16 protein-coding genes are annotated in these 15048 nt (G+C 62.6%); 15 read left to right on the top strand and 1 reads right to left on the bottom strand.

Features of this window, described 5'->3' with window-relative positions:
* The first annotated feature begins 17 nt into the window (after positions 1-17).
* From ABRP95_RS08520 to ABRP95_RS08495, 6 genes are all read left to right on the top strand, one after another.
* Positions 18-947, top strand: a complete 930-nt coding sequence (locus ABRP95_RS08520) for a Ppx/GppA family phosphatase (RefSeq protein WP_349836907.1) — start codon at positions 18-20, stop codon at positions 945-947.
* A gap of 9 nt (positions 948-956) precedes the next feature.
* Positions 957-2177: an Rv0497 family membrane protein gene (locus ABRP95_RS08515; RefSeq protein ID WP_349839224.1), complete on the top strand. Its 1221-nt coding sequence runs from the start codon at positions 957-959 to the stop codon at positions 2175-2177.
* Between the two features lie 81 nt (positions 2178-2258).
* Entirely contained in the window at positions 2259-3050 is a 792-nt protein-coding gene (gene proC / locus ABRP95_RS08510; RefSeq protein ID WP_349839223.1) for a pyrroline-5-carboxylate reductase, read from the top strand.
* A 251-nt stretch (positions 3051-3301) separates the two neighbouring features.
* Positions 3302-3490, top strand: coding sequence for a helix-turn-helix domain-containing protein (locus tag ABRP95_RS08505; RefSeq protein ID WP_005276651.1), 189 nt, complete (start codon positions 3302-3304; stop codon positions 3488-3490).
* 276 nt (positions 3491-3766) lie between these two features.
* Positions 3767-3868, top strand: coding sequence for a 30S ribosomal protein bS22 (locus tag ABRP95_RS08500; protein ID WP_003855542.1), 102 nt, complete (start codon positions 3767-3769; stop codon positions 3866-3868).
* A gap of 211 nt (positions 3869-4079) precedes the next feature.
* Positions 4080-4451: a DoxX family protein gene (locus ABRP95_RS08495; RefSeq protein ID WP_284771004.1), complete on the top strand. Its 372-nt coding sequence runs from the start codon at positions 4080-4082 to the stop codon at positions 4449-4451.
* 69 nt (positions 4452-4520) lie between these two features.
* Here the strand turns inward: ABRP95_RS08495 and ABRP95_RS08490 are convergent, their stop codons facing one another.
* Complete coding sequence (locus tag ABRP95_RS08490) at positions 4521-5558, bottom strand: HAD family hydrolase (protein ID WP_284785374.1); 1038 nt, start codon at positions 5556-5558, stop codon at positions 4521-4523.
* A 97-nt stretch (positions 5559-5655) separates the two neighbouring features.
* On the opposite strand from ABRP95_RS08490, the gene ABRP95_RS08485 reads away from it, so the two are divergent.
* From ABRP95_RS08485 to ABRP95_RS08445, 9 genes are all read left to right on the top strand, one after another.
* On the top strand, positions 5656-5895 hold the full coding sequence (locus tag ABRP95_RS08485; RefSeq protein WP_239268840.1) for a glutaredoxin family protein: 240 nt from the start codon (positions 5656-5658) through the stop codon (positions 5893-5895).
* Positions 5896-5971: 76 nt separating this feature from the next.
* Positions 5972-7306: a glutamyl-tRNA reductase gene (locus ABRP95_RS08480; RefSeq protein WP_284796283.1), complete on the top strand. Its 1335-nt coding sequence runs from the start codon at positions 5972-5974 to the stop codon at positions 7304-7306.
* Positions 7307-8194, top strand: coding sequence for a hydroxymethylbilane synthase (gene hemC, locus ABRP95_RS08475; RefSeq protein WP_349839222.1), 888 nt, complete (start codon positions 7307-7309; stop codon positions 8192-8194).
* A gap of 209 nt (positions 8195-8403) precedes the next feature.
* Positions 8404-10080, top strand: a complete 1677-nt coding sequence (locus ABRP95_RS08470) for a bifunctional uroporphyrinogen-III C-methyltransferase/uroporphyrinogen-III synthase (RefSeq protein ID WP_349839221.1) — start codon at positions 8404-8406, stop codon at positions 10078-10080.
* Between the two features lie 29 nt (positions 10081-10109).
* The gene (hemB, locus tag ABRP95_RS08465) at positions 10110-11093 is read left to right on the top strand and encodes a porphobilinogen synthase (protein ID WP_284623966.1); all 984 of its coding nucleotides are present in this window, start codon (positions 10110-10112) and stop codon (positions 11091-11093) included.
* A 9-nt stretch (positions 11094-11102) separates the two neighbouring features.
* Positions 11103-11963, top strand: a complete 861-nt coding sequence (locus ABRP95_RS08460; RefSeq protein ID WP_349839220.1) for a hypothetical protein — start codon at positions 11103-11105, stop codon at positions 11961-11963.
* Positions 11960-12514, top strand: coding sequence for a tellurium resistance protein TerC (locus tag ABRP95_RS08455; RefSeq protein WP_284783265.1), 555 nt, complete (start codon positions 11960-11962; stop codon positions 12512-12514). The genes ABRP95_RS08460 and ABRP95_RS08455 overlap by 4 nt, the downstream gene beginning before the upstream one ends.
* Before the next feature lie 83 nt (positions 12515-12597).
* Complete coding sequence (gene hemE, locus ABRP95_RS08450) at positions 12598-13632, top strand: uroporphyrinogen decarboxylase (RefSeq protein WP_284771012.1); 1035 nt, start codon at positions 12598-12600, stop codon at positions 13630-13632.
* Positions 13633-15015, top strand: coding sequence for a protoporphyrinogen oxidase (locus ABRP95_RS08445; RefSeq protein WP_349839219.1), 1383 nt, complete (start codon positions 13633-13635; stop codon positions 15013-15015).
* Positions 15016-15048: the final 33 nt, after the last annotated feature.

The following is a 15048-nucleotide window of genomic DNA, read 5'->3' as shown; positions in this document are numbered from 1 at the left end:
CCTACTACGCTATTAGTGTGCGATTAGGTGTATTAGACGTTGGAAGTAATACCGTCCACCTCGTTGCGGTCGATGCCGCAATGGGGGGACGGCCTACTCCGATGAGCGATTGGAAGACCCCACTCCGGCTGGTTGAACAGCTGGATAAGAAGGGAAACATCCACGAAAAGGGGCTTAAAAAGCTCGTGTCCGCCGTGGGTGAGGCAAGTGAGCTGGGTGAAAAACTCGGGTGCTCCGAATTTATTGCCTTCGCGACCTCCGCGGTCCGCTCTGCCCCTAACTCTGAAGCGGTACTCGATGAGGTGGAAAAGCAGACCGGTGTGCGCCTGCAGATCCTCACGGGCGTGGAAGAAGCGCAGCTTACCTTCCTCGCGGCTCGTCGTTGGTACGGCTGGTCCGCTGGGCGCATTACCAACCTGGACATCGGCGGTGGCTCCTTGGAGCTATCTACCGGTACCGATGAACACCCTGACCTGGCTTTCTCTCTCGATCTGGGCGCAGGGCGGCTGACCCACAACTGGTTCGATACCGATCCGCCTGAGAAGAAGAAGGTCAGTGCGCTGCGCGATTTCATCGATGCGGAGCTTGAAGATGCCGTCACACAGATGAAGGCGATGGGTCCTGCCGGCCTGGCCGTGGGTACCTCGAAAACCTTCCGCACCCTGTCGCGGCTGACTGGTGCGGCGCCCTCGTCTGCGGGGCCATACGTCAAGCGCACCTTGACCGCACCGGGCCTGCGCCAGTTGATTTCATTCATTACGCGCATGACTGCAGCAGACAGAGCGGACCTCGAGGGTGTAAGTTCGAACCGATCGCACCAAATCGTCGCCGGCGCTTTGGTTGCCGAGGCAAGCATGCGAGCTCTGGGTATCGAGAAGTTGGAAATCTGCCCATGGGCGCTGCGCGAAGGTGTTATTTTGCGCCGGACCGACAAGGGATTGGAATAGGAAGAGATCATGGCTGACGAAAAACAGTTGACCGTGGCCGAGCTGCTGGCTCGCAACAAGAAGGACCGCACGGACAAGGACGAGAAGACCTCTCGCCGCCGTCGGCGGAGCCTCGATGAGGGCGGCGTATCCGTTGCTGAGCTCACCGGCAGCCTGAAAAAGGTAAAGTCCACCCCGCCTGAGGCGAAGCACACCAACGTATCCATCGACGATGACGCCCCTGTCATCCGGGCGCCGAAGTCCAAGGACGAGCAGGCCGCTGAGAACAAGGCCGCGGAGTCCAAGGCCCAGCAGGCGAGCGGTTCCGCGGCGAAGCCGACCGGCTCCAAGCCTGCAGCGGGCAAGCCAGCCGCGGGCACGCAGGAAGGCTCGAAGCAGGGCGTGGGTCAGTCGGGCATCGGTAAGCCTGCGCAAACCAAGCCATCCCAGCCGCAATTCGCTTCACCCAAGCCGGCTGCAGAGAAGCCTTCCGCGGCTACCCCAACCGCGTCCCCGGCGCCGAAGCAGAACGGCAAGCCGAGCGGGCCTACCGCCTCTCCCAAGCCGGCAGCGGGGTCCGCCTCGCAGCCGACGGCTAAGCCTGCCCCAGCACAGAAGGCAAACGCGCAGGAGGAAAAGAAGCCTGCGCAGTCGAAGCCGGAGGACAAGGCGAGCGCAAAGGACGCCGAGAAGAAGTCCCATCAGCCATCCGCGGATGACACTGCGGTGATGCAGCGCATCGGCAAGTCGCAGTCCTTGCAGGACAAGCGGAAGGACGCCGCTGATGCCGCTGAATCCAGTGCTAAAGAAACAGCGGGCGCAGCTGGCGCTGCCGGGACAGGTGCCGCTGCAGCCACCGCAGCGGGCGCCAAGGACGCTGGAACCAAGGGCAAGGCCGCCGCGCCTGCGCAGAAGCCTGTGGCGGCCGCGAAGAAGCCTGACGATACCGGTGAGCTGTCTCAGGTGCGGGACGAGGAAGTTACCGAAGAGCACGAGAAGCTCAACCCCATGTCTATCCTCATCATGGTGGTCGTGGGCATTGTCTTGGCTATTGTTATCTTCAAGGGCTTTGAAGTTCTTTGGGATAACTTCCCGCGCATCGTTGTGGCCATCTTGGCACTCGGCGTGACCGCAATTATGGTCGGAGTTACGCATGCGCTACGCACCGCCCGCGATGGCTTCTCCATGTTCCTTGCGGGCCTTACCGGCCTTATATTGACCTTTGGCCCACTGCTTTTGGTCATGCTCTAAACCGGCGAATTGCTGAGAACCACCCGGCTGCTTCCTTCGTGGAGGTAGCCGGGTGGCGTTATTTTTGGCATTGTGGAGACCATGACAAAGATTGCAATTTTAGGTGGAGGACAAATCGGTGAGGCTTTGACCTCGGGTCTTGTGGAATCGGGCTTTAATGCTTCCGATATCACGGTGACTAACCGCACAGCCTCCCGCGGTGAAGAGCTCAAGAGCAACTATGGCGTTAATGTCACGACGGATAACGCCGAGGCGGTGGACGGCGCGGACTATATCTTCGCGTCCGTCAAGCCTTACGCCATCTTGGACCTGCTGGGTGAGATTAATCCAGCCAAGGACGCCGTGGTGGTCTCTATGGCAGCTGGGCTGACGCTGGAGGCCCTGCAGGCCGCTGCGGGCGAGGGCGTGCCGGTCGTGCGCGTTATGCCCAATACGCCGATGCTGGTGCGCCGCGGCATGTGCACCTGCGCCGCCGGCGAGCACGTCACTGAGGCCCAGATGCAGGGCGTGAGAGAGCTGCTCGAGGCCGTTGGTGAGGTCGCGGTCATCCCAGAGAAAAACATCGACGCTGCGACCGCCCTGGCTGGTTCCTCGCCGGCGTACTTCTTCTTCGTGGCAGAGGCGCTTGTCGATGCCGGCGTGCAGCTCGGCCTTCCCCGCGATATCGCCGAAAAGCTCGCCGCCCAGGCGGCTGCCGGCTCCGGCGATATGTTGGCCAACTCCGGCCGCTCGGCAACGCAGCTGCGCGCAGGCGTGACCTCGCCAGGCGGCACCACTGCCGCGGCCGTACGCGAGCTGGAAGAGTCCGGCCTGCGCGGTGCGTTCTACCGCGCCGCCGAGGCGTGCTCTGATAAGGCTAAGGAGCTGGGCTAGAAGCCCACCTAATGCGGCCAGTTCCCCGTGGTGGGGGTGTAGTTACCTCACACCACGCGGGGGCCGTACGGGAGCCATGGGGCGGTTGTTACGCAGCGCTTATGACGGTGAACTGAACAACTGCTGTGAAAAAATTTGGCACTTGGGTCGCATTAGTCACATGTTTCACGATAGGCTGGGACGAGCACGTGCGTGAAGTCCTGTGGGAGGGGAAGCCTACAGCGCGTAACGAGCTGAAGGGTTAGATAATTATGGCAAATGAAGAAAAAGGAACCTTTCTGACGATCGCGGAGGTCGCCGAAATCATGCGCGTCTCTAAGATGACTGTCTACCGTTTGGTTCACGCAGGCGAAATGCCGGCTGTGCGCGTCGGACGCTCTTTCCGCGTTCACGAGTCTGCCGTTAACGAGTACCTCGAGGCATCCGTTTACGGAGCGTAGGTTCTCGCGCCTTTAAGGCAGCGCCCACTTCTGTTGGCCACTCTTGGTCAGCGGTGGTGGGCGCTGTCTCGTTTTCCCGCGCGCTTCCTTTTGCCGGCGTCGCCATCGGGGCCACTTTTGGAGACGCGCTGGGGACTAGGTAAGATGGATCGCATTCGTGTCGGCATGCCGTGATGGCCCGCATATGTGCGGCCAAGGTGGCAAAGAGTGCACCTTTGTCGTTTCAGGCGCCGGCAGGTTCACAGTACGTACTAAAAGAAAGTGAGGACGCCTGTTATGGGTTCTGTCATCAAGAAGCGCCGCAAGCGCATGTCCAAGAAGAAGCACCGCAAGATGCTGCGCCGCACCCGCGTGCAGCGTCGTAAGTTGGGTAAGTAAACCCAATAGCCTAGGATTCCTCCGCACCGTGCCTTAGCGCGGCGGCGGAGGTTTTCTGGTTTTAACGCCGAGCTTGGATTTCCGGTCGTGCCTCCGCTGCACCTCTCCACATACGGTCGATTGTTTTGAGCTGTAGAATCAATTCAACCCAGAAAAGCTGGGTCATGCGATGCTTCATGTGTTTAGCATCTGTTTCAAGGGAGGTTCCTGAGTGGGGTCCTTATCTGTATTCGGTACGTATTTATTAGCCATCGTTTTGATCGGCGATGCCGTGCTTTCTGTGAAGCCGCCCAAGTTCATTAGTCGCTGCCTTAGCGGAGTCAATTTTCCGCAAGATTGGTGGTGGGCGCTTATCGGAATTAAGGCACTCGCTGCGCTTGGCTTGATCGTCGGAGCAGTTTTGAATAATCCGTCGATTACAACCACTGTCTCCGTCGGCGTACTTGCTTACTTTATTTTCGCCATTATCGCTCATATCAAGGCGAATTTCGTGGGTAAGGAGTTTTGGGTAAATTGCCTCGGGATGACGATTCTTAGTGCGGTTGTGCTCGTGTTGAACTTTGCGGCGATGGGGGAGCAATAGCCACACCGACGGGCTTAAGAAAGTAATTTGCTGAGCGACCGTTTAGAGTCGGCAGTGCTGGCTGTATTTCTACTTCCGGAAATAGCGCCAGCCGCCATAGGAAAAGGCGGCCGTGACAAGCGCTGGAAGGCCATAGGTGCGAATAGCGCGGCGGATGGAGCGGTAGTCGCGGACGATCCAGCCGCGCTTCTCTGCAATGTTGCGCAGCTTGCGGTCCGGGTTGATGGCTACGGGGGTGCCCACCATGGTGAGCATGGGCATGTCATTGGCGGAGTCGGAGTAGGCGGTACACCGGTCTAAATCTAGGCCCTCGATGGTAGCGAGGGCGGCCACGGCGTGCTTCTTGCCTGGGCCGTGGAGGATATCGCCCACCAAGCGGCCGGTGAACTTGCCGTCTTCTACCTCCGCGACGGTGCCGAGAGCGCCGGTAAAGCCAAAGCGGCGCGCCAAGACCTGGGCGAGCTGGACTGGGGTAGCGGTAACGAGCCACACCTGTTGGCCGGCGGCTAGGTGCATCTCAGCGAGCTGCGTGGTGCCGGGATATGCGCGGCGGGCGAGTGAGGCTTCGACAATATCCTCGCAGAGCTCAATGAGCTCGTCTACGCTGCGGCCTTTGACAAACTCCAAGGCCTGCGCGCGGCCTTCGGCAACGTCTTTTGCATTCTCCGCGCCAGAGAGGCGGAATTTTAGTTGCTTCCAAGCAACCGGAAGTATCTCAGAGATGCGGATATAGCGCCGGCGGGCGAGCCCAAAGCCGAATTCCACCAAGGAGGAACCCTGAACGAGGGTATTGTCTACGTCGAAAAAGGCGGCGGCGCCGACATCGACGGGGACGTCCGGATCCTGGTCCGTGATGCGCTGGGAGCCTGCGGCGTCATAAGAGCCGGAGACGGAGGCTATGCCGGAGGCGAAGTCCTCGAGCTCTAGCCCGAACTCTTCTAAAGCGGCGGCAGCGGCCGCCTCACCTGCGGCGCGCTGTTCTTTTTCGCCCAAGGGGGCCAGCGCTTGGTTTTCTAAGAAGTTGCGCAGATTGCCGCGCGAGGCCGTCCAATTGGCCAAAAAGTCGCGGGGAGATTCGGGGAATCCGGGGGGAGGTATAGCGGACACGAGTGGAATAAACAGCTTTCGCAAACGCGGGGTGGACTAATATGTCCATAGTAAACGTTTCCACCGTCGGCGTCCTTATGAGGAGAATCCCGCCCCTATGTCCCAGCATCTAGTCGAGCTCATGGTGCGCCCCACCTGCGGTTCCTGTAAACGGGTAAAAGAGCAGATTACCCCCGTTATCCAGGAGGCCGGTGCCCAGCTGGAAGTGCGCAACGTGGAAGATAGCCGCGAGCTCGAGATGGAATTCGGTGACCGCGTTCCCGTTGTAGTGATAGACGGAGAAGAATTCGCCTGCTGGGAAGTCGATAACGAAGAGTTGGCTGCGGAGCTGCGCTGACGATTCGGGTTCCGCGCCCACGCGGGGTAGTCTTTGGAACCATTGCGGTCAATCAAAAGGTTGAGGAGTGTGGAGCATGAGCGTGCTCGTTGTGGGAATGTCCCACCAATCGGCACCCGTGGCGTTGCTGGAAAAATTGAGTATGGACGATGTGGTGCAGCATTCCGCTTGCGGGCGGTTGGTTGACACCGAGTCCCTTACTGAGGCGATGATCATTTCCACGTGTAACCGCCTCGAGGTCTATACGGTGACCAATTCCTTCCACACCGGCGTGCAGGACGTCATCCGGGTGCTGCAGGAAGTCTCCCACGTCGATGAGGAAGAGCTGCGCAATTACCTTTACGTGCGCTATGCCGATGCCGCCGCGGAACACCTCATGTCCGTTACCTCCGGCCTGGATTCGATGGTGGTGGGCGAGCAACAGATCATCGGTCAGGTGCGTTCTGCCTACCAGTCCGCCTCCGAGCAGGGCACGGTTGGCCCGCGTATCCACGCCTTGGCGCAGTCCGCGCTGCGTGCCGGCAAGCGCGTGCACTCGGAAACGGAGATCGATAAGGCCGGCGTCTCGATGGTGACTTTCGCCTTTGACCAGGCGCTGCAGCGCCTGAATGTGGAGGATCTGCAGGGCAAGTCCGCGCTCGTGCTCGGCGCCGGGGCGATGGCCTCGCTTGCGGCTACCCACGCCGGCAGGCTGGGCATCGGCGAGCTGGTGATTGCCAACCGGACTCGCGAGCGCGCCGAGCGCCTTGCCGGCCACGCTGAGGAGGCCGGGGTCCACACCCGCGTGGTGGATTTTGAGGATCGCGCCGCCGCGCTTGCCGATGTCCACCTCGCCATCTCCGCCACCGGCGCCGAAGGCTTTACCATTACCGCGTCCGACATTCCGCCCGCGCACCTGCTGATGCTCATTGACCTCTCCCTCCCGCGCGATATCGATGACGCGGCAACTGAAATCGATGACGTGGACCTGGTGAATATCGAGCGCCTCAGCAAGTCCCTGTCGGCGGCAGCGACTGATGTCGCGGCGGGCACGGACCCGCACGAGCAGGCCCGCACCATCGTGGACGAGGAGCTTGCCGCCTATACCTCTGCCCAACGCGTGCGCGATGTGGCACCTGCCGTTAGCGCCCTGCACCGCCGCGCGGCGGATCTCGTGGAGTGCGAGGCGGCTCGCCTGCAGCAAAAGCACCCGGAGCTAGAGGGCAAGCAGCTTGCCGATGTCCAAGGTGCCCTCAAACGCGTCGCCGACAAGCTGCTGCATGAACCGACGGTGCGGGCGAAGAAGCTGGCGGCATCGGATAGCAGTTTTAGCAGCGAAAATGCCCTGCAGGAACTCTTTGGCCTGCAGCTGGAAGGCTCTGGCGTTGCCGTGGCCGTCAATGAATTGCCCACGCTGAATAAGGAGGCGTAAATGTTCCAGATTGGTACCCGTGGCTCCAAGCTTGCCACCACCCAGGCAGGACACGTCCGCGATTGGCTTATCGATGCCGGATTCGATTCCGAACTTCACATCGTCACCACCGCCGGCGATACCAATATGGCCCCGGTCGAGCGCATCGGCGTGGGCGTATTCACCCAGGCGCTGCGCGAGGCGCTGTACAGCGGCGAATGCGATATCGCCGTGCACTCTTTCAAGGACCTGCCCACAGCCGAGGATGATCGCTTCCGTTTGGTCATCCCGCAGCGCCAGGACAGCCGCGAGGTGCTGGTCGCCCGTGACGGGATGAGCCTGATGCAGCTGCCGGAGGGCGCGCGGGTGGGAACCTCGGCGCCGCGCCGCATCTCCCAGCTGGCCGCCCTGCGCCCGGACCTGGAGATCCGCCCGCTGCGCGGCAATATCGATACCCGCATGTCCAAGGTGACCGATGGCGAGCTCGATGCCGTGGTGTTGGCCTATGCTGGCTTGCTGCGCGGCGGCTACGAGGACCGGGCGAGCGATATCTTTGACCCAGAATTATTCATGCCCGCTCCTGCCCAGGGTGCGCTCGCCATCGAGGCCGTCGCCGGCACTGAGGCGGCCGCGGCGCTTGACGCTGTTGTCGATGTTCAAGCCACCTCCGCTGCCCTTGCCGAGCGCGCCGTTCTCGCCCGCCTCGAGGCCGGCTGCACCGCGCCCGTGGCCGCTACGTCCCGCTGGAACGGCGATCAATTAACGGTGCGCGGCGGCGTCTTTGCGCTGGATGGTTCCCGCCAATTGACCGTCACTGCCTCCGGTACCGCGGCGGAAGCTGCGGAGTTGGGCGCGCGGGTCTCTGATGAGCTTTTCGCCCAAGGCGCGGCCGATCTGCTAGGTCAGTAATTTCTACTTTAAGCGCTAATAATTTAAGGTGTAGATACCATAGATCATTTTTTGCAATGATACCCGGCCCCCTTTAAGGGCATCCCAGGACGTAGCGCCTGGGATTTTGGCCGTTATGACCTTGATACCCACCGACGGCGCGGGGAGAAACACTGCAGGCGATCATGTCCGTGTGCGGTGCCGCGGGCCCAGATCTAGAAAAGAACTTTATGAGCAATGCTGTGTCAGACACCCAGTTGGGCAAGATCGTCTTCGTGGGCGCTGGTCCGGGAAACCCAGACCTGCTGACCGTCCGCGCCCGCGAAGTTCTGGCCAATAACGCTATCGCCGTGACCGATCCGCAGGTCATGCAGGGCGTGCGCGATGCTGTCGCCACCGCGCTGCCCGTCCCGCAAGAGCTGCTGGATGCCGCGGAAGAGGAATACGCGCAGATGTGCGCCGATGCCAAGGCCAAGGGCGCGCGCCGCAAGCCGCCCCGCCCACCGGCACCGACCGCCGCGGTGCTCTACGCACCGGGCGAGGACATCGTAAGCCAGCTGCGCGAGTGCCTTGCCGAGGCCGATGGCGAGGACGTCATCCGCCTCGTAACCGGTAACCCGCTCAACCGCGAATCCATCAAGGCCGAAATCAACGCCGTGGCCTCCGCAGGCCTGGAATTCCAGGTCGTGCCGGGCATGTCCCTGCCCTCGACCGTGCCGTCTTTTGCCGGACTGGCCCTGGGGTCGACGTACACCGAGGCCGATGTCACCGATGGCGCCGACTGGGACGCGCTCGCCAATGCCACCCAGCCCATCGTCTTGCAGGCCACCAAGGACGACCTCGCGGAGATTTCCACCGAGCTGCAGCAGCGCGGCATGCCGGCGGAAACCGAGGCGTTTGTGACCGTCCACGGCACCACGCGCCTGCAGCGCACGTATGAGGCAACGCTGGGGACCATCGCCAAGCTGGACGCGGACCTGTCCGGCCCGCTGGTGGTCACGCTCGGCCGCAGCATCGATGACCGCACCAAGTACTCGTGGTGGGAAAACCGCCCGCTCTACGGCTGGTGCGTGCTGGTGCCGCGCACCAAGGAACAGGCCGGGCCCATGTCCGCGCGCCTAGCCGGCTACGGCGCCATCCCGCAGAACGTGCCGACGATTTCCATTGAGCCGCCTCGCAACCCGGCGCAGATGGACCGAGCCATCAAGGGCATCGTCGAAGGCCGCTACAAGTGGATCGTTTTTACCTCCGTCAACGCCGTGACCGCCGTGTGGGATAAGATTTCCCAGCTCGGCCTGGACGCCCGCGATTTCGCTGGCGTGCACCTTGCCGCCGTGGGCACCAAGACCGCCGATGCCATCCGCGCCAAGGGCATGGTGCCGGAGCTTTTGCCGCACAAGAAGAAGCAAAACGCCGAGGGCCTGCTCGAGGTCTTTCCCAATTACGTCGAAGACATCGACGCCGTTAGCCGCGTCCTCCTGCCGCGCACCGATATCGCCGCCGATACGCTTGTCGATGGCCTCCAGGCGCTCCAGTGGGACGTCGATGACGTCGTGGCCTACCGCACCGTGCGCGCCGCCCCGCCTTCGGCCGAAATCCGCGACATGATTAAGACTGGTGGCTTCGACGCCGTGGCCTTTACCTCCGGATCCACCGTGCGCAACCTGGTGGGCATCGCCGGCAAGCCGCACCAGCGGACGATCATTGCGTGCATCGGGCCATCGGCAAGCGCGGCCGCAGAAGAGCTGGGCCTGCGCGTCGATGTCGTGCCGGATGTTGCGGACGTGCCCGCGCTTGTCGATGCCCTCGCTAGCCACGTCGCCGCCCTCCGCGCCGCCGGTAACCTGCCCGCGCCCCGCAAGAAGCGTCGCGCGCGCAAGAAGACTACTAAGGTCGAGAAGGCGTAAGTTTTTAGTCTCGCTCTAAGGAGTACCCAATGAGCTCATTTCCTGCCCGCCGCCCCCGCCGCCTGCGCTCCACGCCGCAGATGCGCAACCTCGTGGCCGAAACCACGCTGCGCCCATCGGACTTAATTCTGCCGATGTTTATCGCAGACGGCCTCGATGAGCCGAATGAGATTTCCTCCATGCCCGGCGTGTACCAGCACACCTTTGATTCGTTGCGCCGCGCGACCGAAGAAGCCCTCGAGGCCGGCGTTACCTGCGTGGACCTCTTCGGCGTTCCGCTGGAAAAGGACAAGGACGCCACCGGCTCCGTGGCCTGGAATCCCGACGGCATTTTGAACCGCGGCATTGCCGCCCTGCGCGAGGAATTTGGCGATGACCTCATCATCATGGCCGATACCTGCCTCGACGAGTTCACCTCGCACGGGCACTGCGGTGTCCTCGATGACCAGGGCCGCGTGCTTAACGATGAATCCGTCCAGCTCTACCAAAAAATGGCCCGCTCCCAGGCCGAAGCCGGCGCGCAGATCATTTCGCCGTCTGGCATGATGGACGGCCAGGTTGCCGCCATCCGCGCTGATCTCGATGAAGCCGGCCGCGATGACGTATCCATCATGGCCTACTCCGCGAAGTACGCCTCCGCCTTCTTCGGCCCCTTCCGCGAGGCCGTCGGCTCCTCCCTCGAGGGAGACCGCCGCACCTACCAGCAGGACCCGCGCAACTTCCGCGAATCCCTGTTGGAGGCCGAGCTCGATATCGAAGAAGGTGCCGACTTCGTGATGGTCAAGCCGGGCCTGCCGTATTTGGATGTCCTGTCCGCAATAGCCGAGACCTCTTCGGTACCCGTCGCCGTGTACCAAGTCTCCGGCGAGTACGCGATGATCAAGGCCGGTGCCGCCAACGGCTGGGTCGATGGCGAGGCCATCATGCTCGAATCGCTCACCGCCTTCAAGCGTGCCGGTGCCGATCAGATCCTGACGTACTTCGCCACCGAAGCCGCACGCCTGCTCAAGTAAAGGATTCTTGTGACACAGCCTTCTTCTCGTCCGTCGCCGCGCCCCGAGTCGCCGCAGCCCGAGTCGCCACAGGCCGGCAATCCTGGGCCACAGCGCGATAAGCAGCGAGAGCCTCAACGAGAATCGCGGCCTAAGCTGCAGCCTGGGTCGCCGCAGCCCGGTGACCCGCGTGAACAGCGCGGCAAGGGCTCGCAGGGCGGTTCCAAGCGCCCCGAGACCGTGGTCTACATGCTGTGGCTTTGGCTGGGCGTCGTCGCCGGGGAGACCGTCCACCAGATCCTCAACGTGGTGCTGACCCTGCTCAACCACGATGTGCTCATGGCACAGGCCAAGCAGATGGTCGAAAGCACCTCGGGTGGCGAAGACGGCGAAGAAGTTTCGGACTCCTTAATTGAAATGGCCGCCTATGGGTCGGTGGCGCTATCGGCTGCCATTGCCATCGGCGTGCTGGTGCTGCTGCTCTTTTTGCTGAAGTCGCTGGCGGGGCCATCAAAACGCGCGGGCACTTCGCGCCGCATCTGGTTCGCCTTTTCCATTTACTTCGGTTTCCGCATCCTGCTGACTTTCATGGTCACGCCCACGGGTGCTGACGTCCCCGACTGGCTCTTTGCCGCTGACGGCATGGTACAAATCTTGGTCGGCGTCGCCGCCGTATTGGGGCTCATTTTTTCCATTAAGCCCGACACCCTCGACTACACTGGCGAACTCGCGCAAATGCGCGAGCTGGAAAAGGAACTCGAGCAGGCGCGCCGGGATAAAGAGCGTGAGAAGCGCGAAAAGCAGGAAGCCAAGGAGAAGGGTGCCAAGGATCGGGGTAAGGAAACTTCCTCCCAGCAATCGCTTGGCGATGACCACAAGGACAACCGATGACCAGTATGTTCCCCGGCCACGGCCGGCGCGATGACGGTCAAAGTGACGATGCTGCGGATAAGAATCAACGCCCAGGCCCCCGCGACTATAACCGCCCCGTACAAAACATCACCCAGGAACAAGACCTGTCCGTGTGGCCGCGCCCTCTCCAGTGGGCGTATTGGGTGCTCGTTGTTGCAGCCGTCATCATGCTGGTTAGCGGCATGGTCGGTATCTTCGGCGGGGGCGGCGAGCAGATGGAGCCCTCGGATTCGGGCATCGCCGAGTACGTGCGGTCGAACCGCTTATTCGTCTCGGTATTTAATATCATCGGCGCAATCATTCTGGCGCTCTTTTCCGCGCAACTCGCCAATGGATCGAAGTGGGCGCGCCGCATTATTTCAGTCGTCATTGCGATTGCCCTCTTTTTCAATATCGCAGCTTTGGCGCTTGGTATCGGTGGTCTCGGCCTGCTACTGATCGCCGTGACGCTGCTTATCGCGGTGGTCCTGCTCTTCCGGCCCCAGTCCAACCGGTTCATTGCCCACCGCAGCCTCCACGGGAGCGACTGACGCCTGGCTTGCGCACAGGGAACGCAAGACCCGCGGCGCGGCTAATTAGCCCCTGCTCCAACTTTTGATTCATAATGAGGAGTATGTCTCGACTTAACCGCGCCCCCATTATCGATGCCGCGCTCGGCCGCACCCCCTCCCGTCCGCCAGTATGGTTGATGCGTCAAGCTGGTCGCTCACTGCCGGAGTACCGCGCCGCCCGCGAGGGCATCGGCATGCTGGACTCTTGCTTCATGCCGGAACTCCTCGCAGAAATCACCCTCCAGCCGGTGCGCCGCCATGACGTGGACGCGGCCATCCTCTTTTCCGATATCGTGGTCCCGCTCAAGGCAGCCGGCGTCAACGTCGACATCGTGCCCGGCCGCGGGCCGGTGATGGAGAAGGCGGTGAGGGAGAAGGGGGACATCGGCAAGCTGCCTATTCTTGATACCGACGTGCCCGAAGTTGCCCAAGGCATTGCGGGAATCCTCGGCGAGTTGACCGAGACCCAAGCGCTCATCGGATTCGTCGGCGCGCCATTTACCCTGGCCAGCTACCTTATCGAGGGCGGGCCATCCAAGAACCACGAGCGCACCAAGGCGCTCATGCACGCCGAGCCCGAAACGTGGCACATGCTCATGCGCCGGCTCGTGCCCACCATCATTAACTTCCTGCGGGTGCAGGTCGATGCCGGCATTGACGCCATGCAGCTTTTCGATTCCTGGGCCGGCTACCTCAACGAGCGCGACTACCGCGAGTTCGTGCTGCCATATTCGCAGGAAATCCTGGCCAGCGTCGATATTCCGCGCATCCACTTCGGCGTGGGCACCGGCGAGCTGCTGCCGGCGATGTCCGAAGCCGGCTCCGAGGTCATGGGCGTGGACTACCGCGTGGCCATGGACGCCGCCGCCCAGCGCGTTAGCTCCCGCGTGCTGCAGGGCAACCTCGACCCAGCGCTGCTTTTCGCCGGCGACGATGCCGTGCGCCAAGCCGTGCGCACCATCCGCGGCGAGGTCGAGCGCGCCCAGCAGCGCGGCGATATCGACACCCACATTTGGAACCTTGGGCACGGGGTGCTGCCCACTACCGACGCGGAGGCCATCACCCGCGCCGTATCCATCATTCACGAGGAGGGCTAAATGCGTATTGCCATCATCGGTGCCGGCCTCGCCGGCCTTACCGCCGCCTACGAACTGCGCGATCACGACGTCGAGGTTTTCGAGGCCGCCGGGCGCATCGGTGGGAAGCTGTATTCCGTGCCGTTTAATGACGGCCCCACCGACATGGGTGCCGAGGCATTCCTCGCCCGTCGGCGCGATGCCGTGGACTTCTTCCACGCCCTCGGCTTGGGCGGCAGTTTAGTTGACCCGTCAGGTTTGCGCTCGCTGGTCTACAGCGGGGAGCTCAAGGCCCTGCCGCAGGGCGGGGTGATGGGCATTCCGTCGCATTCCGAGCCGGTCGCACACCTAGTTTCGGAGGACACGGTGCGGCGCATCGATAACGAGCAGCCCTTCGCGTGGACCGTGGGCGGCGACGTCTCGGTCGGTGAGTTGGTGCGTCAACAATACGGCGGCGACCTGGTGGACCGCGTTGTTTCCTCGCTGCTGGGCGGGGTGTACTCATGCACCGCCGATGACCTGGGCCTGCGCGCCACCATCCCCACGCTTGCCGATGCCCTCGATACCCTCGCCGCCTCCGGCCCCGTCACCCTCTCTGCGGCCGTGCGCTCCCTCGAGGAATCCCGTGCAGAGAACCCCAGCGCCGGCGGGCCTGTTTTCCAGACCTTCCGCGGCGGCTACGCCGAACTCTATGAGACCCTGGCCGAAAAATCCCGCGCCAAGATTTTCGTTGACACGTTCATTTCTGGCATCACGCGCGAGGGCGATAAGTTCCGCCTGGCCGGCGCGCCGGGCGATACTGCGCCCTTCGACCGCGTGCTGGTAGCTACCCCGGCACCGACCGCCGCGCGCCTGCTGCCCAAGGTGGCTCCGGATGCGGCAACGCGGTTGAAGGGGGTGAAGCTGGCGGCATCGGCAGTCGTGGGCCTCAAATTCGACTCCGACACCGATCCCTCCGGTACCGCGTTGCCACAAAACTCCGGCATCCTCGTCGCCACCGACCAAGATGACGTGCACGCAAAGGCATTCACGCTGTCATCGCGCAAATGGCCGCACCTGGCAGAGCGCGGCGGGGCGCTGGTGCGTGCCTCGTTCGGCCGGTTCGGCGGCGACGCCATCGTCCGCGCCGAAGAAGACGACCTCGTGGACTACGCCCTCGATGACCTGCAGCACCTGACCGGCTTCGACGGCCGCGCTGCTGGCGTCGCCGAAATCTTCACCCAGCGTTGGTTCGGCGGCCTGCCGCGCTTTGATGCCACCCACCTCGACACTGTGGCGGCCGTGCGCGATGCCTTGTCTCAATCCCCAGGCGTCGACGTCACCGGTGCCTGGGCCGGCGGCGTGGGCGTGCCTGCGGTCATCGCGGATGCACGCGCTGCCGCCGCCCGCATCGCTAGCAGCTAGCTCGCGCGGCTGCAATTAACGTTTGCTTGCCAT

This window comes from Corynebacterium sp. KPL2895 (assembly GCF_040225815.1).
GTDB lineage: Bacteria > Actinomycetota > Actinomycetes > Mycobacteriales > Mycobacteriaceae > Corynebacterium > Corynebacterium rhinophilum.
Note: the sequence above shows the minus strand (reverse complement) of the source record. Positions and strands in the feature narration are given on the sequence as shown.

Excerpts from the sequence above, each read along its gene's own strand:
- ABRP95_RS08515 (WP_349839224.1), top strand. The coding sequence starts at position 957 with ATGGCTGACGAAAAACAGTTGACCGTGGCCGAGCTGCTGGCTCGCAAC.
- proC (WP_349839223.1), top strand. The coding sequence starts at position 2,259 with ATGACAAAGATTGCAATTTTAGGTGGAGGACAAATCGGTGAGGCTTTG.
- ABRP95_RS08505 (WP_005276651.1), top strand. The coding sequence starts at position 3,302 with ATGGCAAATGAAGAAAAAGGAACCTTTCTGACGATCGCGGAGGTCGCC.
- ABRP95_RS08500 (WP_003855542.1), top strand. The coding sequence starts at position 3,767 with ATGGGTTCTGTCATCAAGAAGCGCCGCAAGCGCATGTCCAAGAAGAAG.
- ABRP95_RS08485 (WP_239268840.1), top strand. The coding sequence starts at position 5,656 with ATGTCCCAGCATCTAGTCGAGCTCATGGTGCGCCCCACCTGCGGTTCC.
- ABRP95_RS08480 (WP_284796283.1), top strand. The coding sequence starts at position 5,972 with ATGAGCGTGCTCGTTGTGGGAATGTCCCACCAATCGGCACCCGTGGCG.
- hemC (WP_349839222.1), top strand. The coding sequence starts at position 7,307 with ATGTTCCAGATTGGTACCCGTGGCTCCAAGCTTGCCACCACCCAGGCA.
- ABRP95_RS08470 (WP_349839221.1), top strand. The coding sequence starts at position 8,404 with ATGAGCAATGCTGTGTCAGACACCCAGTTGGGCAAGATCGTCTTCGTG.
- hemB (WP_284623966.1), top strand. The coding sequence starts at position 10,110 with ATGAGCTCATTTCCTGCCCGCCGCCCCCGCCGCCTGCGCTCCACGCCG.
- ABRP95_RS08455 (WP_284783265.1), top strand. The coding sequence starts at position 11,960 with ATGACCAGTATGTTCCCCGGCCACGGCCGGCGCGATGACGGTCAAAGT.
- hemE (WP_284771012.1), top strand. The coding sequence starts at position 12,598 with ATGTCTCGACTTAACCGCGCCCCCATTATCGATGCCGCGCTCGGCCGC.
- ABRP95_RS08445 (WP_349839219.1), top strand. The coding sequence starts at position 13,633 with ATGCGTATTGCCATCATCGGTGCCGGCCTCGCCGGCCTTACCGCCGCC.